Genomic DNA, 22456 nt, shown 5'->3' on the forward strand with positions numbered 1-22456 from the left:
GCAATCGAACGGATCCCTCCAGGGCTCGGGATGGCGGAACGGAGGTGCTCTCTGCCACGACGATTTCGGACTGGCGTGCGGGCCCGAAGCGCCAGCCGGACACATTCAGTTCCCGCCCCGGCCCGGCACCTAGGATGTCACCATGACCACAGCGAGTGCCCGCCGCATTGCCCGTGTCCGCCCCCTCTCCCCGGTTTCGGGGTCTGAGCAGTTCTTCGTCGCCAACGACGCCTTGGACTTCGGAAGTGACGCGGGGAAGTCGTGGACGGTGATCAACACGCCGTTCCCCGGTTCCTTGGCCAACGCCGGGAGCCCACCCCGCAGGGGTTGGGAGCTCGGGGCCGCGGTTGAAGAAAGTTCGTTCACGTTCCTGGCGCCGAGCGTCCCGGCCAATGTCCTGGGCATGGCGCACAACACCGGCAAAACGGGCCGCGATCTCCCTCCCCAGGCGTTCCACAAGGCGTCGACCAGCGTTGTCGGTCCGGGAGATGCCGTCGAACTCGGGGCAGGCGTAGGACGCGTCGAGCCGGAGGCGGAACTGACGATCGTCGTCGGGAGCCGGGCCCGGGGACTGACGTTGGGCAATGCACGGTCCGCGGTTCTCGGTTTCACCATAGGAAACGACGTCTCCGCCAGGGACTTGCAGAAGACCGACGAGTTGTGGATCAGCGCCAAGAGCCAGGATACGTTCACCCCGGTGGGGCCGTGGATCGTCACAGATCTGGATGGCGCCGACCTGGCGATCGGGATCACCCACAACGGCACGGAGCTCAAGGCGGCCAGCTCCGCTGACCTCGGGTGGGGAGTCGAGGAAATTCTGGTCTATGTGACGTCGTTCATGACGCTTCATCCGGGCGACCTGCTGCTCACCGGCTTCCCCGCCGAATGCGCCCGTATCGTTCCCGGCGACACCGTCACCTGCCACATTGAAGGCATTGGACAGCTTACGAATCCCGTGGTGGCCGCAGCCTCACGGCATCCGGCCGCAACCTGACGGCATCCGGCGGCATCGAGAGGCTGCGCGAAGTCGATGGCAGCCCTCCGGGCGCGGTTGGCGCTCCTAGACATTATGATGGTTACTGTTCAGCTGAATGAACGGCATTGAAATGTTGCCGGCGGCACGTGCGCGATACCTGAAGGAGAATCATGGCCGATTCCCGAGTTCCCCGAACCGCTGACGGGCTGGGGAGCGCCTCGCCCGCACCCGCGGTAACCCGCGCCGCGGCGGTGCTGGAGGCCCTTGCAGCCTCCGCGACCGGGCGCCTCACGCTGAGTGACCTCGCCAGGGAGCTGGGAATTCCAAAATCATCAACGTCCAACCTCCTGCTTGCGTTGGAGGAGGCCAGGCTCATCAAGCGCCACGGTGCCGAGTTCACGCTCGGACGCAAGTTGGTCGAGCTCGGCGCGGCCTACCTTAGCCGCCTTGACGAGGTCCAGGAGTTCTACCAGTTCTGCGAACAGGCGCCCACGCTCTCGGGCGAAACCGTCCGCATTGCCATGCTCGACGGAACAAACGTGATCTACCTGGCCCGCTATGAGGGTCACCCCGCCGTCCGCCTGACCTCCAACATCGGGGACAAGATGCCGGTGTCCCTCTGTGCCGTGGGCAAGGCGCTCATTGCGCGGCTGCACGACCACGACATCGCCGAGATGTTCCCGGACGATGCCCAACTTCCGGTGCTGACTCCGAAGTCGCTCCGGAGCGGAGCCGAGCTCAAGGCACAACTCGCCGTCATCCGGGAGCAGGGCTACGCCTTCGAGGATGAGGAATCGACCACGGGCGTCGTATGCCTGGCCGTCTCGGTACCAACGCACGGTGCGCACGGGCCCAGCCTGGGCCTGTCGGTTACCGCACTGAAGGCCACCTACGCGGAAGAGCAGGGAGCCCTGATGGTGAAGGAGCTCAAGGAACTGGCGCGTTCCCTCGGGAATCCCATGGGGTAGGGCTGGAGCCGTCAACCAGCCAGGCGCGTACGGAAATTCAAATCTGATAACACATTGGCTAACCGATCACTATGTTGTACGCTGTTCAGCATGGTGATCGGCCCCTCAGGGGTTGTTCCTATCCCACCAGGCCAACGGGGGTCTGGAGTGTTCTTGAGGGAGTGCTTGTGACAACTAGTACTAATAAGCCATTGACTGAAGCGGACGACGCCGTCGTCGATCCGGAACAGCTGCGGCGGGCAACTCTTGCCAGTTCAGTGGGCTCCGCACTGGAGTACTACGACTTCTACATCTACGGCCTGGCCTCGGCCCTGATCTTCGGCCCGCTGTTCTTCAAGCCGCTCGGTGAGGACGGAGCGCTGATCGCCTCGTTTGCCACGTACGGGGTGGGTTTCGCCGCGCGGCCGTTTGGCGGAGTGATCTTCGGCCACATCGGCGACAGGTTCGGCCGCAAAATGGTCCTCCTCCTCACCATCGGCCTGATGGGTACCGCAAGCTTCGCCATCGGCCTGCTGCCGACGTTCGAACAGGCAGGGATGCTGGGCGCAGTCCTCCTGGTGACCCTGCGCATCCTGCAGGGACTGGGTGCCGGCGCGGAGCAGGCGGGCGCCACCACGTTGATTTCCGAAGTCGCACCGCGCCGCCGTCGTGGCTTCTTCGCCTCGCTCCCGTTCGTCGGCATCCAGCTGGGCACCCTGCTCGGCGCCGGAACGTTTGCCCTCATCGCGATGGCTGACAAGGCCGTCCTCGAAGGCTGGCTGTGGCGCCTGCCGTTCCTGGCCAGCGTTATCCTGATAGCGGTGGCAATCTTCATCCGGCTGCGGCTGAAGGAAACGCCGGTCTTCCAGGAGCTCGAGAAGCACAAGAACGTGGTCAAAAACCCCATCGGCCAACTCTGGAAGCACTCCAAGAAGAACGTGCTGATCGGCATCGGCCTGCGCATGGGGGAGAACGGAAATTCCTCGATCTACTCCGCACTCCTCATCGCCTTTCTGGCGGCCAAGGATGGGGTATTCCCCGGCGACAAGTTCATCGGTCCTGTGGGCCTGCTCATAGCTGCCGGCTTCGCGGCCATCATGGTAGTCACGTTCGGTGCGTTGTCGGACAGGTTCGGCCGGGTGCCCGTCTATCGCTACGGCGCGCTCTTCCAGGCGCTCATCGCGTTTCCGGCGTTCTATCTCGTGACGCTGGGCAATGTGACGCTTGTCTGGACCGTCATGGTGGTGGGCATCGCCCTTGGGGTTCAGTCGATGCTCGGACCGCAGTGCCCGCTCCTGCCTGAACTTTTCGGCTCGCAGTACCGGTTCACCGGCGTCGCCATGAGCCGTGAACTCTCCGCGGTCCTGGCTGGGGGACTGGTTCCGCTCGTAGGCGCAGCGCTACTCGCTTCCACGAACTACTCCTGGCTGGTGCTCGCCGTGTACTCGGCGGTTCTTGCCCTCATCTCATTCGTCACTACGTTTTTCACGCCCGAGACAGTGGCACGCGACCTCCTCCTCACGGAGGACGCAAGCTAGTTGTTCAAGGCTGCTCGCCGGCCGGCCTGCGCAACCAAAGGCCGTGGCTGCTTCCGCTGAGGAAAGGGCCACGGCCTTTGTGCGCCACGGGAATTACCGGGCGACGCGCAAAATATCTGACATGCAGGGAATCCCTCTCTGTCAGCCTGTCGTGAGACAGATTGTTTTAGCGACAGGCAGGCGGGTTGGGCATGACGAAATCGACTGGGAAAGTTCCGTTCCGGACTCTTGAACAGAAGCTCTCGATCCTGGAGAAGTACGAGGCTGCCCCGCATGGTCAAAAGGGTGCGGTGTTGCGTGAGTATTTGGTTTCGGCGAATGCGGTCAGGATTTGGGCTTACGCTCGGGATCATGATGAGTTTGCTGCGACTCCGACGGGTAAGCGGTCCTCGCGTGATGGTGTCATGACGCCGAAGCGGCAGAGCGCCGAGATTGTGCGGTTGCGCCGGGAGCTGGCGAAGGCGCAAGCGGATCAGGAGATTCTGAAGGCGGCGTTGGAGTCCGCGGGAAAAGCGCACGCGCTCTTGGAGAAACTTGCCGAGGGCGCGGAGCCGGCCCCGCTGCAGACGCTATCCGGGAAGAAGCAGTCGCGGGCCTCGTCTCCGACGGATTGAGCGTGGTGTCCGCGTGCCAGATCATGGGTGTCTCCCGGCCCACCTGGTACCGGCACCGGGCGCCGCGGGCCGTGAAACCGGCACCGGTCCCGCAGAAAGAACGCGTGCAGCCAACGACGCTCACCGGTCAGGAACGTGCCCGGATCGAGGCATTCCTGATCGACGAGGAATCCGCGGATCTGAGCGTGTCCCAGGTGTTCTATCGGACCTTGGACCAGGGCATCTATGTTGCCTCGGAATCGTCCTGGCACCGGGTGGCACGGGCGAGGAAACTCAACGGTGACCGCAGGGTCACGGCCACCCATAAACCAAAGGTGATCCCGGAGCTCTGCGCGTCCCGCCCGAACCAGGTATGGTCCTGGGATATCACCGTCCTGCGGTCCGTGGACCGGGGCCGGAACTTCCGGCTGTACGTCATTTTGGACGTCTTCAGCCGCTACGTAGTGGGATGGCGGCTGGAGCCCTCCGAAAGGACACTGGAAGCCCTCGACATGATCACCGACGCCTTGTCGCGGGAGCACGCCAAACCCGAAGTCCTCCACGCTGACCGGGGCTCGGTGATGACCAGCATCGACATGGGTAACTACCTGGCCAAACTCGGCATCATCCAGTCCCATTCCAGGCCCCGGGTCTCCAATGACAACCCGTTCTCCGAGTCGCAGTTCAAGACCATGAAGTACGACCTTGACTACCCGCGGCACTTCGCAGATATAGAGCACGCCAGGGACTGGACCACCCGCTTCATCCACGCCTACAACACCGAACACCGCCATTCCGGGATCGGTTACTACACCCCGGAATCCGTACACGAAGGCACCTGGCCCGAGTGCCAACAAAGACGCCAGACGGCGCTGGACGCCTCGTGGGCAACGAACCCCCACAGGCACCACCAACGCCCCCGGGCACACACCGTCCACGCCGAAAGCTGGATCAACGACCCCAAGAAACGAACCCGCGAACCAGCGAGTCTGTCTCAAGGAGGTTGACAAGTTCCGGAATACCCGTAGCGGAGAGGCATATGCGCGTCGCCCGGCCCGGCAACGTAAAGGCGGCCCCTCCGTTTCCGGAGAAGCCGCCTTTGAAATGGTGCCGCGCTGCCGCCTTTGAAATGGTGCCGGGCTGATCCGCTGATGAACTCGTGCATCGGCGCGGTGCAGGCTGCGGGACCCGGTCGGGCCCTGTGGGGCCCTGCGGGACCCGGTCGGGCCTGGCAGGGGCCTAGTAGAAGTGGACCGTGTCAACCAGGTGCGGGAGTTCGCCGCCGTCGAGGAAGGTCCGCAGGTTGCTGCAGAAACGCTCGGCGATCAGCCGGTTCTCGGCTGCGCTGAGGGCCGAGGTGTGCGGGGACACCATTACGTTGGGATGGCTCCACAAGGGGCTGTCCTGGGGGAGCGGCTCCACGGCGAACACGTCGAGGCACGCGTACGAGACCTGGCCGTTCCCGAGGGCCTCCAGCAGGGCTTCCTCGTCCACCACGGTCCCGCGGCCCACGTTCACAAAGACCGTCCCCGGCTTCATGGCCGCGAATACTTCACGGTTGAACAGCCGCTCGGTGTACGGCGTGCCGGGAAGGGTATTGACGACGGCGTCTGCCGTGGCCAGCAGGCCTGCGAGGCCGTCGTTGTCCGCGACCTCCTCGATGCCGTCGATGGGCTCCACGGTCCTCTTGGTGCCGCTGACAGTCATGCCCAGGGCGCGGGCGATGCGTGCCGTCTCGAGCCCGATCTCACCCAGCCCGGTGATGACGAGGTGCGAGCCGTCGACCAGGCGCGTGGGAGTGCGGAGCTCGGGCCAGACTTTGGCCGCCTGGTCCTGCGCGAGCTCCGCGCTGCGCTTGAAGCCGTTGAGGATTCCCAGGGTGCCGAACTCCGCCAGTGGCAGAGCGTGAACGCCCGCCGAAGTGGTCACCTTGAACTTCTGCAGCGTTTCGGCATCCAGCCCCGACGCCTTCACGGCACCGCCGGCGCCGGCCGCCATGGCATGGATCCACTCAAGGTGCGGGTTGCTGCGAGCGATCCTGGCCAGGCCGGCGGGGCTTTCGTTGGGGAACCCGTAGATGATCTGGGCGCTGTTGAGCATGTCCCAGTAGCGCTCCTCCTGCTCCGGTGTCCGGCGGAAGCCCGGATCGCCCGAGTGGTCCGCGGGAAAGCGTTCCGGCGGCAGCAGCTCTGGGTCGTAAAGGACGGTAACGGAGGGATCTACGGCGCGGATGCGCTCCACAAGCTCTGCTTCGAGCGGGACGGCGACCGCGACGATGGTTTTATACGTCATAGTGTTCATCATACTGAATGGAGGTTAGGGTATTGAACAGATTCCAAAAAGATTAACCACGACGAAGTGAGGCAGCATGGATACGGACGGTAGGGAAGCCGGCTTTGTGGGCCTGGGGTTCATGGGTGCGCCGATGGCGGCTAACCTCCTCCGGGCGGGCTGGGCCGTCAGCGCCTGGAACCGTTCGCCGGCGCCCCTTGATGCGTTCGAGGCCCTTGGCGGGGGACGCGTGGCCGAGGTCGAAGACTTCCGGGACAAGCCGATCATCATCTTCATGCTTCCGGACATCTCCCACATCGAGGACTCAAGCGCGGCACTGCTGGCCAGCTGGTCCGCAAATCCACCGGCCGCGGGAACCGCCGTTCTTGTCATGAGCAGCGTCTCGCCGGCCGCGGTCAAGGACTTCGGGGCGCGGGTGGCCCGGGCAAGCGGCGGGAACGCCATCGTCGTCGATGCTCCCGTCAGCGGCGGCACACAGGGCGCCGAGGACGGGACCCTTGCCATCATGGCGGGCGCCACGGAAGAGGATTTCCGCAGGCTCCTGCCGATCTTCAGCGCGATGGGCTCTACGGTCCGCAGGCTGGGGCCGCTGGGTTCGGGATCGCTGGCCAAAGCCTGCAACCAGCTCATCGTGGGAACCACGACGGCGGCACTCGCCGAAGCCGCGGAGCTCGCCGAACGCTCGGGCATGGACGTTGCGGCACTCTACGAAGTGCTCGCCGGCGGCCTGGCCGGCAGCAGGGTCCTGGAGGTCGTGGGCCCTCGGCTCGCCGCCAAGGACTACAACCCCACCGGGCCCGCCAAGTTCATGCACAAGGACCTTTCCTTTGTGCTGGAAAGCGCCGCCGCCGTCAGCGCCGCCGTGCCGATGGCCCGCGCCGGCGTCGAACTGTACGCGGAATTGAAGCGACAGGGACTCGGAGACCGGGACCTCGCCGTCGTGCGCCAGACAATTTCGCATCTCAGCGGCATCACCAAATGCAGCACAACAGAAAAAACAACGGACAACCCGGCAGCAGAGACGAATTAAGGATCAGCGAACCATGAGTGGACTTTTTGACCTGACCGGCCGGACCGCGCTGGTCACCGGCTCCAGCCGCGGGATAGGCAACGCCTTGGCCCGGGCGCTGGCCGACGCCGGCGCCACGGTGGTGCTCAACGGCATCAACCCCGAACGGCTCAAAGACGCGGAATCGGCGATGGCCGCGGACTATCCGGCGGGGCGGGTCCACAGCTGCGCCTTCGACGTCACCCGCGACACCGAGGCGGCCCGCGGCATTGCCTGGGTGGAAGACAACGTCGGATCGCTTGAAATCCTGGTGAATAACGCCGGCATCCAGCATCGCGTCCCCATGCTGGAGCTGGACGTGGCCGACTGGGAACGAGTGATCTCGACGGACCTGACCAGTGCGTTCCTCGTGGGGCGGGAGGCGGCGCGGCGGATGATTCCGCGGGGCCGGGGCAAGATCATCAACATCTGTTCCGTCCAGACGGACCTGGCCCGGCCCACGATTGCCCCCTATGTCGCTGCCAAGGGCGGGCTCCGGAACCTGACCCGGGCCATGACTGCGGAATGGGCCGCGTCGGGGCTGCAGATCAACGGCATTGCCCCCGGTTACATCCACACCGAAATGACCCAGAACCTGGTCGATGATGAGGAGTTCAATTCGTGGATCCTGGGCCGGACCCCGGCGCACCGGTGGGGGACGGTGCAGGACCTGGCCGGCCCGGCGGTCTGGCTCGCGTCCGACGGCTCGAATTTCGTCAACGGCCAGACAATCTTTATCGACGGCGGAATGACGGTGGTGGTCTGATGCGCGGCGTTACAGGACTTCCGGCCACAGCGGCCGCGGTGGTGGCCCACGCAGCAGGGGACCTGCGGATCGAGCACGTTCCAGTGTCCGCCCCGGCGTCGGATGAAGCTGTAGTCGAAGTGGCGTTCGGCGGCATCTGCGGCTCCGACCTGCACTACTGGGTGCACGGTGCTGCGGGCGAATCCGTCCTCAAGGCTCCCATGATCCTGGGCCACGAAATCGTGGGGACCGTGCTCCTCGCGGCCGCCGACGGCACAGGTCCCGCGGCCGGCACGGCCGTCGCCGTGCATCCCGCCACACCGGGTCCGGGTGCCGCCCGTTATCCTGAGGACCGGCCGAACCTTTCACCAGGCTGCACCTATCTGGGCAGCGCCGCACGCTTCCCGCACACCGACGGGGCGTTCAGCCGGTATGCCACGCTGCCCGCCCGGATGCTCCGCCCCTTGCCCGCCGGCCTGGAGCTGCGGACCGCTGCTTTGGTGGAACCGGCCAGTGTCGCCTGGCACGCCGTTTCACGTGCCGGGGACGTGGCAGGAAAGACGGCCCTGGTAATCGGAAGCGGCCCCATCGGCGCGCTGGCAGTGGCTGTCCTGAAACGCTCGGGCGCACGGCGGATCGTGGCCGTGGACGTGCACGCCAGACCGCTGGAAATAGCCCTGGCCGTGGGCGCGGACCAGGTCCTCAACGGCGACGACGCAGAGGCCATCGCAGCGGTGGAGGCGGATGTTGTCATCGAGTCCTCCGGCAGCCATCACGGCCTGGCCTCGGCGATCAAGGGCGCTGTCCGCGGCGGCAAGGTGGTGATGGTGGGTCTCCTGCCTTCCGGCCCCCAGCCCGTCCTGATCTCGCTGGCGATTACCCGTGAGCTTGAGTTGCTGGGCTCTTTCCGCTTCAACGACGAAATCGACGACGTCATCGGCGCGCTGGCGGACGGGTCGTTGTTCGCCGACCCGGTGATCACCCACACCTTCGCACTGCGACACGGACTGGAGGCTTTCGAAGTTGCCAGGAATTCCGCCGAATCCGGAAAGGTGCTGCTGGACTTCAGCGCGGCTGCGGGGGAGTGACGAACACCCTGGGCTGGTTCTTCCACTCGGGCTCCATCTCCGCGATGGTTTCCCTCATGATCTTCTCCGAGGCCTCCCGCGCCGCGGGGGCGTTCCCGCCGGCAATTGCCTCGGCGACTTCCACATGCCACTGCAGCGCCGTTTCGCGCGGATGGTCCGGCATGAGGCCGTGCACGGTGCGCCCGGTCAGCGTCTCCGCGACCTGCCCCACCATATTGGCAAACATCTCGTTGCCGGATCCGGTCAGCAGCAGGGAGTGGAAGTGGATGTCCAGCTCCAGGAACCGGGGAACATCGCCGGCGTGGCCGGCGTCGCGCATTTCGTGGGAAATCTCCACGAGCTCGCGCCGGAGCTCCTCAGGAGCGTTCATAGCCGCAAGTTCCGCGGCGACGGGCTCGACGGCGGTCCGCAGCTCGGCGAGCGAGCGCAGCTGGGCTCCGCGGCCTGCGCCGGCCAGGCGCCAGCGGATCACCAGCGGATCGAAAGGGTTCCAGCGGCTGGCGGGCAGGACCCGGATGCCGACGCGCTTAATGGTTTCGACAAGGCCAAGGGACTGCAGGACACGGACGGCCTCGCGGACCACCGAGCGGGAGACCTTCAGCTCGTCCTCGAGGTGCTCGGCCAGCATGACGTGGCCCGCCGGGAGCTCGCCAGCGACGATGCGGGTCCCGAGGTGCTCAATGGCACGATGGTGGAGACTCGTTGACATAGTCGTAAGCATAGTGGCGCGGCACCGAAGGGGCCGGTACCGGCAGGCGGGTACGGGAAATCATAGACTGTTTATGACGCGCAGTATTCCGCCACGTGGGCGCTGCTTTCCCGTAGCCCGCGCAGATACATATGGTTTATTGACAGCCACTGATCCCAAAGAAGCGAGTTCCGCCGTCGTGCGGAACAAACTGCACTCGTTGCACAGAAATGAATTGGAGTTTTGATGTCAGCACACATCGGTGTCACCGGCCTTGCGGTGATGGGGGCCAACCTCGCCCGCAACCTGGCCCGGAACGGGTTCACCGTTGCCCTGCACAACCGGTCCGTTGAAAAGACCGACGCCCTGTTGGAGAAGCACGGCACAGACGGCGATTTCGTCCGCACGGAGTCGCTCCAGGAACTCGTTGACTCGCTGGAGAAGCCGCGCCGCGTGCTCATCATGGTCAAGGCCGGCAAACCGGTCGACTCCGTGATTGAACAGCTTGAGCCGCTCCTGGAGCCGGGCGACATCGTCATCGACGCCGGCAACTCACACTACGAGGACACCCGCCGCCGCGAGGCCGCGCTGGCCAAGAAGGATCTGCACTTTGTCGGCATCGGCGTCTCCGGTGGCGAGGAAGGTGCCCTGAACGGCCCCTCGATCATGCCTGGCGGCTCCAAAGAGTCCTACGACGCCCTCGGCCCGCTGCTGGAAAAGATCGCCGCCCACGTGGACGGCAAGCCCTGCTGCGCCTGGATCGGCACCGACGGCGCCGGCCACTTCGTCAAGATGGTGCACAACGGCATCGAATACGCGGACATGCAGGTCATCGGCGAGGCCTTCGACCTGCTGCGCTCAGGGGCCGGGATTGAACCGGCCGAGCAGGCCAAGATCTTCGCCGAATGGAACAAGGGCGATCTCGCCTCGTTCCTGATCGAAATCTCCGCCGAGGTCCTCGGCCACGTCGACGCGAAGACCGGCAAGCCGTTCGTCGACGTCGTGGTCGATGCCGCAGGCCAGAAGGGCACCGGCCGCTGGACGGTCATCTCCGCGCTCGAGCTGGGCTCCCCGACGTCGGGCATCGCGGAATCGGTGTTTGCCCGCGCCCTGTCCTCGCAGACCGAGCAGCGCCAGCTGGCCCAGGAACTCCTGGCCGGCGGAGAAGCCGCCGTCGAGGTCCCCGAGGGCTTCGTCGAGGACGTCCGCCAGGCGCTCTACGCGTCCAAGCTGGTCTCCTACGCCCAGGGACTGGACATGCTCAGCTCCGCAGCCAAGGAATACGGCTGGGACCTGAAGCTTGACGAGATCGCCTCGCTGTGGCGCGGCGGCTGCATCATCCGCGCGGAGCTGCTCAAGGAAATCACCAAGGCCTACGCCGCTGCGGAGAAGCCCGCCAACCTGCTCTTCGCCCCGGCGTTCACCAAGGCGATCGCCGAGGTCCTGCCGGCCTGGCGCCGCGTCGTCGCCACGGCGGTCCAGCTCGGCATCCCCGTTCCGGTGTTCTCCTCATCCCTGGCCTACTACGACGGCCTGCGCCGCAAGCGCCTGCCCGCCGCCGTGATCCAGGGCCAGCGTGACCTCTTCGGCGCCCACACCTACGGCCGCATCGATGCCGAGGGCACGTTCCACACCCTCTGGGGCGAAGACAAGTCCGAGATCGAGGCAGTGGACACCCACTAGGCGCTGCAACTCAAAGGGAAGCCGGGCTGGGAAACCACTCGGCCCTCCCGAACGGCCGGCACTTTCCAGATACTCTGGGGTGCCGGCCGTTCGTGTTGCACCGCAGCCCGGGCGGCTCGGGTCCATGCAGTCCCCGACACCAGGAGTCCGTCAGTGCCCCAGCCAGTAGCGTTTGTCACCGGTGCGTCCACCGGAATCGGTTTTGAGACCGCGAAAAAGCTTGCCGGGCACGGATTCACCGTCTATGCCGGTGCCCGCCGGGTGGAGAAGATGGAACCGCTGAAGGCCCACGGCGTCAACGTCGTGGCGCTGGACGTCACGGACGAGGAATCGATGGCAGCGGCCGTGGGCGACGTGTTGTCAGTCCACGGCCGGATCGATGTGCTCGTGAACAATGCCGGGTACGGTACGTACGGCTCGCTGGAGGAAGTGGAGCTCGCAGAAGGGCGGCGGCAGTTCGACGTCAACGTCTTCGGCCTGGCCCGGATGACGCAGCTCGTGATTCCCGGCATGCGGGCCGCCCGCGCCGGGCGGATCATCAACGTGTCCTCCATCGGCGGCAAGATGTACGAACCGCTCGGGGCCTGGTACCACGCCACCAAGTTCGCCGTGGAAGGGCTCAGCGATTCCCTCCGGATCGAGCTCAAGCCGCACGGCATCGGCGTGTCCATCATCGAACCGGCCGGAACCCACTCCGAGTGGGGCGCCATCTCCGCGCAGGGCCTGCTGGCAAGTTCCGCGGAGGGGCCCTACGCGGCCCAGGCCAAGGTGATGGCGGCGGCCCTGGCCACGACCGAGAAGGCGACAACGTCGACGAAGCCGGAAGTAGTAGCCGACGCGATAGTCCACGCCGCCACGGCGGCGCGGCCCAGGACGCGTTACGCGGTGGGCGGGAGCGCCAAGGCCATCCTGCTGCTGCGGCACCTACTGCCGGACCGGGTGTTCGACGTCGTGCTCTGGAGCATCTACAAGCGGTTTCCGGCTGCCTAGATCCGGTATTCGATGAGGTACTCGGCCGGGTCGACGGCGGGTTTGGTCTCGCGCTGCGCGTCGCGGTGACGCCAGGTTGCCGGCACGCCCGTGAGGATCGATTCGGCCGGGGCGTCCTTGACCACGACGGCGTTGGCGCCGATGGCGGAGTCCCGGCCGATCGTGATGGGTCCCAGGACCTTGGCCCCGGCTCCGATCACGACGCGGTCCTCGATGGTCGGGTGCCGCTTGATCTTGGCCAGGGAGCGTCCGCCCAGGGTCACGCCGTGATAGATCATGACGTCCTCGCCGATCTCGGCCGTCTCCCCGATGACGACTCCCATGCCGTGATCGATGAAGAACCGGCGGCCGATCGTCGCCCCGGGATGGATCTCGATTCCGGTGAGGAACCGGGCCAGCTGGGAAATCAGCCGCGCCGGGAACCGCAGTGCGGGGTTCTGCCAGAGCCGGTGCGTCACGCGGTGGAACCAGATCGCGTGCAGGCCGGAGTAAGCGAAGAAGTTCTCAAAAGAACCTCGAGCCGCCGGGTCGTGTGACCGGGCGGCATCGAGGTCTTCCTTAAGTCTTGCGAAGAAGCTCACAAAGACCTTTCTAGGGGAATCGTGGGACAGCGGGCTGGGACTCAGCCGCGGATGTCGTCATACAGCACGGTGGAGATGTAACGCTCACCGAAGTCGCAGACAACAGCAACAATGAGTTTACCGGCGTTCTCCGGGCGCTTGGCGAGTTCCAGGGCGGCCCACACGATCGCGCCGGAGGAGATGCCGCCCAGGATGCCTTCCTTGATGCCCAGATCGCGGGCGACCCGGACGGAGTCCTCGAGGGTGGCGTCGATGACCTCGTCGTAGACGTTGGTGTCCAGGATCTCCGGGACGAAGTTGGCGCCAAGGCCCTGGATCTTGTGCGGCCCCGGGGCGCCGCCGTTGAGGATGGCGGAGTCCTTGGGCTCGACGGCAATGATCTGGACGTCGGGCTTGCGCTCCTTGAGGACCTGGCCGACGCCGGTGACTGTGCCGCCGGTGCCGACGCCGGCGACGAAAATGTCCACCTTGCCGTCGGTGTCGGACCAGATTTCCTCGGCCGTGGTCTGGCGGTGGATCTCGGGGTTGGCCTCGTTGGCGAACTGCTGGGCCCAGATGGAGTTTTCCGTGTTGGCCACGATCTCCTGGGCCTTCTCGACGGCGCCCCGCATACCCTCGGAGCCGGGGGTCAGGACGATCTCGGCGCCGTAGGCGCGGAGCATGACACGGCGTTCGGTGGACATGGTTTCCGGCATGGTCAGGATGACTTTGTAGCCGCGGGCGGCGCCGACCATGGCAAGGGCTATGCCGGTGTTGCCGGACGTGCCTTCGACGATGGTGCCGCCGGGCTTGAGGGCACCGGACTTCTCGGCCGCGTCGACGATTGCGACGCCGATGCGGTCCTTGACGCTGTTGGCAGGGTTGTAGAACTCCAGCTTGACGGCCACCGTGGCATCCAGGCCTTCGGTCAGCCGGTTGAGCCGGACCAGCGGAGTGCCGCCAACCAGCTGGGTAACATCGTCATAGATCCGTGCCATGTATGTATGCCTGTCTGAAGAGGTGGGTTTGCTGAGGTCAGCCTAACGAGGGCGTGCAGACCCTAGCTAAGCATTAAGCCATGCAGAGTAATATTTCCTGGCCTTGGCAAGCTTGGGGTTGATGATCACCTGGCAATAGCCCTGCCCGGGGTACTTGCCGTAGAAGTCCTGGTGGAAATCCTCGGCCACATGGAACTTCGGCAGCCGGCTCACCTCGGTCACGATCGGGTTCGTCCACAGCGGCTGGTTCCGATCGATCGCCTCCTCGAACAGGATCTTCTCCTCGGTGGTCTCATAGAACATCGACGAACGGTACTGGGTGCCGACGTCGTAGCCCTGCCTGTTCAGCGTGGTGGGGTCGTGGAGTGCGAAGAACATGTCCAGGATGACCTCCACCGGGATGACGTCCTCATCGAATGTCACCGCGACCACTTCGGCGTGACCGGTGGTCCCGGAGCACACAGAGTAGTAGTCGGGGTTGCGGTCGTGGCCTCCGGTGTAGCCGGAAACAACCGAGCTGACACCTTTGGTTATCTGGTAGACGGCGTCAAGGCACCAGAAGCAGCCTCCGCCGAGGACAAAAGTTCTCATGCTCTCTTCAATGGTTGAACCGCCCCGATGATTCCCGGCCGGGCAGATCCGTGAAGTGGCGGGGTGGGGAAGTACCCCCGATAGGGTAAAAATGAGGGTATGGAACCTGTGAACACCGACGTTTCAGCTCATCCGGCCGAAGGCACAAACGGCGGCCCCAACAGCGGCACAAACGGCGGCCCCAACAGCGGCACCAGGACTGGCGCCAGCTCCGACGCCGGCACCGGTCCCGATGGGGACGCCGGCACTGAAGAGGCCGAAGGCGCCGCCACGCTGGGCATTATCCTCCTGGCGGTGGAGGAACTCTGGCCCGAATCACTCGCCGAGGACTGGGACGAGGTGGGCCTCGTGGCGGGCCGTCCGAACGCGGAGGTGCACAGGATTCTCTTCGCCGTCGACCCGACGCTCGACGTGATCGAGGAAGCCATCGACGCCGGCGCCGAACTGCTCATCACGCATCATCCGCTGCTGCTCAAAGGCGTGACGTCTGTCGCCGCGAATACGGCCAAGGGCAAGGCCATCCACCGCCTGATCGAGTCCGGGACCGCGCTGCTGACCGTGCATACCAACGGTGACTCCGCCGTCGGGGGCGTCTCGGACGTCCTGGCCGATGCGCTGGGCCTGCAGAACGTGGCTCCGCTGACCCCCGCCACGAACGGGCTCCCGGAGGAGGGAATCGGCCGGGTCGGGGATCTCGGGGAGGCGCTGACGCTGGGCGACTTCGCAGCGCGCGTGTTCGGCATATTGCCGTCCGTGGCCGGCGGCGTCCGGGTGGCCGGGGACCGGGACGGCCTGGTGCGGCGGGTCGCCGTGTGCGGCGGGGCGGGTGACTCGCTGTTTGGTGAGGTTCGCGCCAGCAACGCGGACGTGTACCTGACGGCGGACCTGCGGCACCATCCGGCGTCGGAGGCCCGCGAGGCTGCCGTCAACGACAGGCCCTACCTGATAGACGTGTCACACTTCGCCAGCGAATGGCTGTGGCTCCCCGCCGCCGCCGAAGCGCTCGGCAACGTGCTCAGCGACCAGGGGCACGACGTCGAGATCAGGGTCAGCACCACCAACAGCGATCCATGGGACTTCATTCTGACTCCGGGCTAAGCCTGGCGTGCGAGGGGCCCCGGGTGAGCGTAGCGAGGCCGGGGAGCACGCTAGGCGCTAGAGTCTAGGGAGCGCCGGTACGGTGCCCGGCTCCGGCCGGTAGGAACAAGCGGAGGTAATAGTGGCCAAGGCAGCACCGGCGGAACAGTTGAAGTTGCTCGAATTGCAGGGACTCGATGCCAAGCTCAAGTCCTTGTCCAACCGCCGCCGAAGCCTTGAAAGCGATTCCCGGATCACCGATCTCGAAGCGGCCCTCAGCGTGGCCAACGGCGAGCTCGGTGCGGCCAAGGTGGCCGTCCACGACGCCGAACTGGAGCTCAAACGCGCCGAAGCCGACGTCGAGCAGGTGGCCTCCCGGATCGGACGCGACGAGGCCAGGCTGAACAGCGGCACGGGACTGTCCAAGGACCTCGTTGCCCTGCAGCGGGACCTCGTCTCGCTCAACAAGCGCCGCTCTGACCTCGAGGACGTCGAGCTCGAAGTCCTCGAGCGGCTGGACTCCCTCCGCCTCCGCCAGGCCTCCCAACAGCAGATTGTCGATGACATCCAGGGTTCGTTCGGTACCATCCGGGCCGAACTGGACGAGCAGCTGGCCGAAATCGCCGCCGAAGCCGCGGTGGTGCGCGGACGCCGAGCGGAGTTCGCCGCCGGGCTGGACGCGGGAATGCTCGCGATCTACGAAAAGACCCTGGCGAAGCGCGGCGTGGGCGCAGCCCGGCTGTTCCACGGCACCTCGGAAGGCTCCGGCATGCACCTCAGCCCCGGTGACCTGGCCGAAATCACGGCCGCGGCCGAGGACGACATCGTGTTCTGCCCCGACTCCGGCTGCATCCTGGTCCGTTCGGCCGAGTGGGCCTGAGAGGCCACTAGCCGGGCAGGATGATGTTCAGCGTGTGCGGCTTCCGGGCCGTACCCTCGACGAGTTCCGCGGTCCACTTCTCGGCCGCGGCCTTCTGCAGCCGGGCCGGGGTCGCCGGAGCCTTGCCCCGCCGCTGCAGCAGGTGACGCGCCAGTTCACCGCGGGTGTGCTTGGCGAAGTGGCTGACCACCTTGCGCACACCGTTGGCCTCGGTGAAGACGTTGACCGCGACCGTCTGCGCCGGCGGGGGAGTCCAGGCCGCGGCATAGGTGCTGGAGCGGCAGTCCACCAGCAGTTCGCCCGCCGTTACGGCCGCCAGGGCCTCGTTCAGCTGCGGTTTCCAGAAGGACGCCAGCCGTCCGACGTCGGGCAGCGCGGTACCCATGGACAGCCGGTACGCGGGAACTTTGTCGGCGAAGCGGATCGCACCCCAGAGCGCGGAGATGACGAACACGGACACATCGGCCTTCTTCCGCTGCACCGCCGTCAGGGTGTCGTAGCCGAGCGCGTCGTACAGCACACCGGAATAGACCTGGTGGGCGGGCGCCGCCGGTTCGGCGTGCAGCCGTGTATTGCGCTCGACGTCGGCCTTCAGGGACGCGCCGACGCCGAGAAGCGCCAGGGCGTCCTCGTGGGCGCTGACTGTGCCGAGCGCGTCGAGGACCTTGGTCCGGCAGGTGTTGAGCGTCGGGAAGCTCAGGGCGGCCCAGTTGACGGCGTCCCCGCCGGCAGCAGGGGTCTTGCCCTCGGAGGGCGGCAGCAGAATCAGCACCGTACGATCCTACCGGCGACAGCTTTGCGCGGTTTCAGGCAGCCACCCCCCCGGAGCCCGGCGACTTTTCCCTGCCATGCGAGCAGCAGCACACCAAGACCACCCATGGACAGACGTCGAACACGAAGCGGTTGCCGCTCCCCGTGCCGTGCAGGAACACCGCCACGGGGAGCGCCTGCAAGCGGGCCTTTCTACGCCGCCTTGATCGCGGCCGAGGACGCCGGCGAGGACGCCGGCCCCACTGCCTGCGCCATCGCCTGGGCGGCCTGGTTCTCACGGGCGAGGAAAGCGGAGAGCTCCCCGATGGTGCTCATCAGCGGCGCAGGGAAGACGACAGTCGAGTTCTTGTCCACCGCGATTTCCACGAGGGACTGCAGGTTCCGCAATTGCAGGGCCAGCGGGTGGGCCATCATGGTGTCCGAGGCCGCACCAAGGGCGGCAGCGGCAATGGACTCGCCTTCGGCGGCAATGATCTTCGCCCGCTTCTCCCGCTCTGCCTCAGCCTGCCGGGCCATGGCGCGCTTCATGCTCTCTGGCAGCTGGATGTCCTTCAACTCCACAAGGGTGACCTCGACGCCCCACTCCAGCGTCAGTGCGTCCAGGATCTCCCGGATGTCGCTGTTGATCCGCTCGGTTTCGGACAGCGTCTGGTCCAGGCTGTGCCGGCCGACAACCTTCCGCAGCGTGGTCTGGGCGATCTGGTTGATGGCCGCCGCCACGTTCTCAATCGCCACGACGGACTTCACAGCGTCGACCACGCGGTAGTACGCCACCGCGGAGATATCGACGCTCACGTTGTCCTGCGTGATGATGCCCTGCGACTGAATGGGCATCGTCACGATCCGGAGACTGACCAGCTGGAGCCTATCGATCACAGGGACGATGAAGCGCAGGCCCGGCATCCTCACGCCGACAACGCGGCCCAGCCGGAAGAGGACGCCCTTTTCATACTGGCGCACAATCCGGATGGACATCCGCGCCAGCGTCACCACCACAAAAATGACGACGAGCAGAACGACGATGCTGGTGAGGTCCACGCGGATCCCCTCCTGGTCTAACCTGATTCCGGGTGCCGGGCCGGCCCCGATCTTCCTTCAATTCTCCCACCGGGGACAGGAAAAGGATCCCGGTGGGACGGGGCGGAGGGGAGCCCGTAGAATGTACAGCGGATGGGTTGACCAGGCGGCCGCGCGTCACGCAAGTGGCTCGAGGAACGTCCGGGCTCCGCAGGGCAGGGTGGTGGGTAACGCCCACTCGGGGTAACCCGCAGGCCAGTGCCACAGAGAACAGACCGCCCGCGTTCCGGCCGTGTCCGCACGGCCGGGGGAGCAGGTAAGGGTGAAACGGTGGTGTAAGAGACCACCAGCTTCCCGGGCGACCGGGAAGGCTAGGTAAACCCCACCCGGAGCAAGGCCAGACAGGACACGTTTGAGGGCTGCCCGCCCGAGTGTCCGGGTAGGCCGCTGGAGGGCGTCGGCAACGGCGTCCGTAGATGGATGGCCGCTATTCCCGCGCCGGTAACAGCGCGGGAACACAGAACCCGGCGTATCGGTCAACCCATCCATTTTCTTGGGCTTTCCTGTGCTGCGCCCGTGTGAGTGATTTCACGTGTAACCGGGCGCCGGCCGCTGTACTGCCGACCTAGAATGGATAGCGAACGTAGAAGTTCTGCCGCCGGGTCTGCGTTCGCAGCCGGCGGCTTTTTCTTTGCGCAACACAAGGCGCCCGGGGTGGACCGAATCCCCGCCGGCGCCGAGGTGCCGGATATCCTCCGGCGGCCGACTTCCGCATACGACGTCGTATGTGGTTGATTCTAGGAAGGTAGTTCTGTGAGCCAGACATCAGATTCTTGTCTTGATACGTGGATGGGCCGTGAGGCGCTCGCCGAGGCCATGATCCCGGTGATCGGACGGCTGTACCGCGAGAACAACGTGGTGACTTCCATCCACGGACGCAGCCTGATCAACAAGTCCACCATGAACATCCTCAAGGCGCACCGCTTCGCCCGCCGGATGAGCAAGGAAGAACTGCGCCTCGAAGAGACGGCGCCGCTGCTCGATGCCCTGACGAAGCTGGACCTCGGCGCGGCGGCCATCGACGTTGCCCGCCTCACCGAGAAGTACCGCGCCGAAGGCGACGGCGCCAGCCTGGATGAATTCCTCCGCGGCGAACTCGCCGAGATCGTCAGCAAACGCGGCGGGGACGACCGCACCAGCACCGACGTCGTCCTCTACGGTTTCGGACGCATCGGCCGGCTCCTGGCCCGCCTCCTGATCGAAAAGGCTGGCGGCGGCCACGGCCTGCGCCTGCGCGCCATCGTGGTGCGCCGCGGCTCCGACAATGACCTCACCAAGCGCGCGAGCCTCCTGCGCCGCGACTCCGTGCACGGCTCCTTCGAGGGCACCATCAAGGTGGACCTCGAGAACGACACCATCACCGCCAACGGCGTCCAGATCCAGGTCATCTACTCGGACAACCCCGCCACGGTGGACTACACCGCCTACGGAATCCACGACGCCCTCCTCGTCGACAACACGGGTCGCTGGCGCGACGCCGAGGGCCTCTCCCAGCACCTGCAGAGCAAGGGTGTTTCCCGTGTCCTCCTCACGGCCCCCGGCAAGGGCGACCTGAAGAACATCGTGCACGGCATCAACCACGGCACGATCACCGACTCGGACAAGATCGTGACTGCGGCGTCCTGCACGACCAACGCCATCACGCCGGTGCTCAAGGCAATCAACGACCGCTACGGCGTCGTGCACGGCCACGTGGAGACTGTCCACTCCTTCACGAACGACCAGAATTTGATCGACAACTTCCACAAAGGTGACCGCCGTGGACGCTCGGCGGCGCTGAACATGGTCATCACCGAAACCGGTGCCGCCAAGGCTGTCGCCAAGGCCCTGCCCGAACTGCTGGGCAAGCTCACCGGCAGCTCCATCCGGGTCCCCACCCCCGATGTGTCCCTCGCGATCCTGAACCTGAGCCTGGAAAACGGCACCACCAAGGACGAGATCAACGACTACTTGCGCGAAATGTCGCTGCACTCCGAACTCCGCAAGCAGATCGACTATATCGATTCGCCCGAGGTTGTCTCCACGGACTTCGTCGGCTCGCGCCGCGCCGGCATCGTCGACGGGCTGGCGACGATCTCCAACGACAAGAACCTGGTTCTGTACGTCTGGTACGACAACGAGTTCGGCTACAGCTGCCAGGTCGTCCGCGTCATGGAGGAAATGGCCGGCGTGAACCCGCCGTCCTTCCCCGCGAAGGACGCCGCCTCGGTCCTGGAGGCAGCCGGCCTGCCTGTGCAGGTCTGATCCCCGGCCACGACTTATTGCTCTTTCCCGGCCGATGTACTGGAATCGGCCGGGAAAGGGAACCACAATGGAGCAATGGAACAGAACTCGGCTGTGGAGCACGAAACCACCCTGGAACACGCGCTGGACGTCGCGCGTAGCAACGTCAAGGAAGCCAAGCGACTCCTTGACGATGCCGTCGCCAAGCGTCAAGCCGGTGAGCTCGACGACGCCCGGGTGAACCAGCTGCAGGCGCTCATGGACCTCGCTGCGGAAGACCTCCATCGGGTGACCAAGGAGCAGTAGGGCTGGAGCGGGGCTCCGTGCCGCGGCACCGCCCCTCCAGGGTGCGCCTGCCGTGGAACTGTTCCTCCACACTGTGGACAGGGCCCCCTGCGGCGACGCCCGGGCCTAGGCTCGTGGTGTGCAGCAGAAGCTCTCAGCCCGGCCATACCCCTCACCGTCGTGAGCTTGAACTGGACGGACTTCCGCCATGCCCGGCGCCGTTCCCGTCAGGCCTGGGTGATCCTGGCCACGGTGTGCGCGCTGTTCCTGGGCACCTTGGGCTGGTTCTTCACCGCGGGCCAGTTCGCTGCCTCCGAACCTGAGAGCAGCGGCCCCAGCGAGGCTCCCGTGCTGGCAGCGGGCTGGATGATGCCTGTCGCCCCCGTGCAGCCGGTGCCGTCCGGGGCGGCAGCGGCCGTGCTGGACACGCTCGCGGTCAAGGGCCGGGCGGCCAAGGACAACTACGACCGGGATGCCTTCGGCCAGGCATGGCTTGATGTGGACCGCAACGGCTGCGATACGCGCAATGACATCCTCCGGCGCGACCTGACCGGCCCCGAATTCGTGGAGGGTTCCCGGTGCCAGGTTGCCGGCGGAACCCTCCGGGAACCGTACACCGGCCACCCGATCACCTTCCGCCGGGGAGCCGAGAGCAGCAAAGCCGTGCAGATCGACCATGTCGTGGCCCTCGGTGACGCCTGGCAAAAGGGGGCCCAGCTGTTGACAGCGCAGGAACGCGAACATCTCGCGAACGATCCCCTCAACCTGATCGCTGTGGACGGACCCGCCAACCAGGACAAGAGCGCCTCCGACGCCGCCACCTGGCTGCCGCCGAACAAGGCCTTCCGCTGCCATTACGTTGCCCGCCAGATCTCAGTGAAGGCGGCCTACCAGTTGTGGGTCACGCCGGCGGAGAAGGAAGCGATGAAGCGGGTCCTCGGCGCGTGCCCTCAACAGCAGACCATCGTTCCGCACACTGGACCCGTGGCTGAAGCTCCGGCCCGTTGACATGCCAAGTGCGGGGGGTCTAGAACTGGCCTGTCAGATACAGCCCACCATTCTAGGAGCAGAAATGGCTTCCTCGGCCTTCGGAGTTGTGCACTTTTTCCCAGGCGGAACGAAAGAGCAATACGAGGCATCAATTGCCGCCGTGCATCCCGGCGAAGGCCGCTTGCCGGAGGGCCAACTCTTCCACGCCGGAGGCGCATCTGCCGGGGGCTGGACGATCATGGCGGTCCATGATTCGAAAGAGAGCTGGGAGAAGTTCCGCGACGGCATCCTCATGCCCCGAATGCAGGCCGGCATCGAGGGCGGGTTCACCTCCCCGCCGGAGGAGACGGCTATTGACCTCTACAAGGTCCTGCCCTAGCCGACGCGTCCCACGCGCCTCGGCGGCTCACCGCCGA

General features: G+C 65.7%; 23 protein-coding genes and 1 other RNA gene. 17 read left to right on the plus strand and 7 right to left on the minus strand.

The features are described from left to right. The first annotated feature begins 142 nt into the window (after positions 1-142). From AC1DES_RS10585 to AC1DES_RS10605, 5 genes are all read left to right on the plus strand, one after another. On the plus strand, positions 143-994 hold the full coding sequence (locus tag AC1DES_RS10585) for a fumarylacetoacetate hydrolase family protein (protein ID WP_476895659.1): 852 nt from the start codon (positions 143-145) through the stop codon (positions 992-994). Between the two features lie 152 nt (positions 995-1146). After that, positions 1147-1944 (plus strand): IclR family transcriptional regulator, encoded by a 798-nt coding sequence (locus AC1DES_RS10590; RefSeq protein WP_476895660.1) that lies wholly within the window; start codon positions 1147-1149, stop codon positions 1942-1944. A gap of 167 nt (positions 1945-2111) precedes the next feature. Then, positions 2112-3461, plus strand: a complete 1350-nt coding sequence (locus AC1DES_RS10595) for an MFS transporter (RefSeq protein ID WP_476895661.1) — start codon at positions 2112-2114, stop codon at positions 3459-3461. A 191-nt stretch (positions 3462-3652) separates the two neighbouring features. Continuing rightward, a complete protein-coding gene (locus AC1DES_RS10600; RefSeq protein ID WP_476895662.1) occupies positions 3653-4075 on the plus strand; it encodes a hypothetical protein in 423 nt (140 codons plus the stop codon). A gap of 23 nt (positions 4076-4098) precedes the next feature. Next, positions 4099-5061, plus strand: coding sequence for an IS3 family transposase (locus AC1DES_RS10605; RefSeq protein ID WP_476895755.1), 963 nt, complete (start codon positions 4099-4101; stop codon positions 5059-5061). Between the two features lie 232 nt (positions 5062-5293). Here AC1DES_RS10605 and AC1DES_RS10610 read toward each other — a convergent pair whose 3' ends face one another. Then, the gene (locus tag AC1DES_RS10610; RefSeq protein ID WP_476895663.1) at positions 5294-6358 is read right to left on the minus strand and encodes a D-2-hydroxyacid dehydrogenase; all 1065 of its coding nucleotides are present in this window, start codon (positions 6356-6358) and stop codon (positions 5294-5296) included. A gap of 64 nt (positions 6359-6422) precedes the next feature. On the opposite strand from AC1DES_RS10610, the gene AC1DES_RS10615 reads away from it, so the two are divergent. The 3 genes from AC1DES_RS10615 to AC1DES_RS10625 are packed head-to-tail and all read left to right on the plus strand — an operon-like array spanning position 6423 to position 9227. Next, positions 6423-7376 (plus strand): NAD(P)-dependent oxidoreductase, encoded by a 954-nt coding sequence (locus tag AC1DES_RS10615; RefSeq protein ID WP_476895664.1) that lies wholly within the window; start codon positions 6423-6425, stop codon positions 7374-7376. A 13-nt stretch (positions 7377-7389) separates the two neighbouring features. After that, the gene (locus AC1DES_RS10620) at positions 7390-8160 is read left to right on the plus strand and encodes an SDR family oxidoreductase (protein WP_476895665.1); all 771 of its coding nucleotides are present in this window, start codon (positions 7390-7392) and stop codon (positions 8158-8160) included. Beyond that, positions 8160-9227 (plus strand): L-idonate 5-dehydrogenase, encoded by a 1068-nt coding sequence (locus tag AC1DES_RS10625; protein WP_476895666.1) that lies wholly within the window; start codon positions 8160-8162, stop codon positions 9225-9227. Before AC1DES_RS10620 ends, AC1DES_RS10625 begins: the two co-directional genes overlap by 1 nt. On the opposite strand, the gene AC1DES_RS10630 is transcribed toward AC1DES_RS10625, so the two are convergent. Beyond that, complete coding sequence (locus tag AC1DES_RS10630) at positions 9205-9936, minus strand: FadR/GntR family transcriptional regulator (RefSeq protein ID WP_476895667.1); 732 nt, start codon at positions 9934-9936, stop codon at positions 9205-9207. The genes AC1DES_RS10625 and AC1DES_RS10630 overlap by 23 nt on opposite strands. Before the next feature lie 225 nt (positions 9937-10161). Here AC1DES_RS10630 and gndA point away from each other — a divergent pair, with 225 nt between their 5' ends. Together gndA and AC1DES_RS10640 are read left to right on the plus strand one after the other, a co-directional pair. Beyond that, a complete protein-coding gene (gene gndA, locus AC1DES_RS10635) occupies positions 10162-11598 on the plus strand; it encodes an NADP-dependent phosphogluconate dehydrogenase (protein ID WP_476895668.1) in 1437 nt (478 codons plus the stop codon). Between the two features lie 153 nt (positions 11599-11751). Continuing rightward, positions 11752-12588, plus strand: coding sequence for an oxidoreductase (locus AC1DES_RS10640; protein ID WP_476895669.1), 837 nt, complete (start codon positions 11752-11754; stop codon positions 12586-12588). On the opposite strand, the gene epsC is transcribed toward AC1DES_RS10640, so the two are convergent. The 3 genes from epsC to msrA form a co-directional block, all read right to left on the minus strand. After that, the gene (epsC, locus tag AC1DES_RS10645; protein ID WP_476895670.1) at positions 12585-13169 is read right to left on the minus strand and encodes a serine O-acetyltransferase EpsC; all 585 of its coding nucleotides are present in this window, start codon (positions 13167-13169) and stop codon (positions 12585-12587) included. The genes AC1DES_RS10640 and epsC overlap by 4 nt on opposite strands. A gap of 41 nt (positions 13170-13210) precedes the next feature. Then, the gene (cysK, locus tag AC1DES_RS10650) at positions 13211-14146 is read right to left on the minus strand and encodes a cysteine synthase A (protein WP_476895671.1); all 936 of its coding nucleotides are present in this window, start codon (positions 14144-14146) and stop codon (positions 13211-13213) included. A gap of 66 nt (positions 14147-14212) precedes the next feature. After that, complete coding sequence (gene msrA / locus AC1DES_RS10655; RefSeq protein ID WP_476895672.1) at positions 14213-14737, minus strand: peptide-methionine (S)-S-oxide reductase MsrA; 525 nt, start codon at positions 14735-14737, stop codon at positions 14213-14215. A 99-nt stretch (positions 14738-14836) separates the two neighbouring features. Between msrA and AC1DES_RS10660 the strand changes: the two genes are divergently transcribed. Further along, positions 14837-15835 carry a Nif3-like dinuclear metal center hexameric protein gene (locus AC1DES_RS10660; RefSeq protein ID WP_476895673.1) on the plus strand — a complete coding sequence of 333 codons (999 nt, stop codon included), beginning with the start codon at positions 14837-14839 and terminating at the stop codon, positions 15833-15835. 121 nt (positions 15836-15956) lie between these two features. Beyond that, positions 15957-16694: a zinc ribbon domain-containing protein gene (locus AC1DES_RS10665; RefSeq protein ID WP_476895674.1), complete on the plus strand. Its 738-nt coding sequence runs from the start codon at positions 15957-15959 to the stop codon at positions 16692-16694. Positions 16695-16701: 7 nt separating this feature from the next. On the opposite strand, the gene AC1DES_RS10670 is transcribed toward AC1DES_RS10665, so the two are convergent. Both AC1DES_RS10670 and AC1DES_RS10675 read right to left on the minus strand, forming a co-directional pair. Continuing rightward, positions 16702-17466 (minus strand): YaaA family protein, encoded by a 765-nt coding sequence (locus AC1DES_RS10670; RefSeq protein WP_476895675.1) that lies wholly within the window; start codon positions 17464-17466, stop codon positions 16702-16704. Between the two features lie 191 nt (positions 17467-17657). Beyond that, the gene (locus AC1DES_RS10675; protein WP_476895676.1) at positions 17658-18503 is read right to left on the minus strand and encodes a slipin family protein; all 846 of its coding nucleotides are present in this window, start codon (positions 18501-18503) and stop codon (positions 17658-17660) included. A gap of 133 nt (positions 18504-18636) precedes the next feature. Between AC1DES_RS10675 and rnpB the strand changes: the two genes are divergently transcribed. From rnpB to AC1DES_RS10700, 5 genes are all read left to right on the plus strand, one after another. Continuing rightward, positions 18637-19030: RNase P RNA component class A (rnpB, locus tag AC1DES_RS10680), an RNA gene on the plus strand. Positions 19031-19295: 265 nt separating this feature from the next. After that, positions 19296-20786, plus strand: a complete 1491-nt coding sequence (locus AC1DES_RS10685; RefSeq protein WP_476895677.1) for a glyceraldehyde-3-phosphate dehydrogenase — start codon at positions 19296-19298, stop codon at positions 20784-20786. A 75-nt stretch (positions 20787-20861) separates the two neighbouring features. Beyond that, entirely contained in the window at positions 20862-21071 is a 210-nt protein-coding gene (locus AC1DES_RS10690) for a hypothetical protein (protein ID WP_476895678.1), read from the plus strand. 159 nt (positions 21072-21230) lie between these two features. After that, on the plus strand, positions 21231-22058 hold the full coding sequence (locus tag AC1DES_RS10695; RefSeq protein WP_476895679.1) for an HNH endonuclease family protein: 828 nt from the start codon (positions 21231-21233) through the stop codon (positions 22056-22058). A gap of 64 nt (positions 22059-22122) precedes the next feature. Then, positions 22123-22419 (plus strand): hypothetical protein, encoded by a 297-nt coding sequence (locus AC1DES_RS10700; RefSeq protein WP_476895680.1) that lies wholly within the window; start codon positions 22123-22125, stop codon positions 22417-22419. Positions 22420-22456 lie beyond the last annotated feature (37 nt).

It is taken from the genome of Arthrobacter sp. 05T442, from assembly GCF_056395945.1.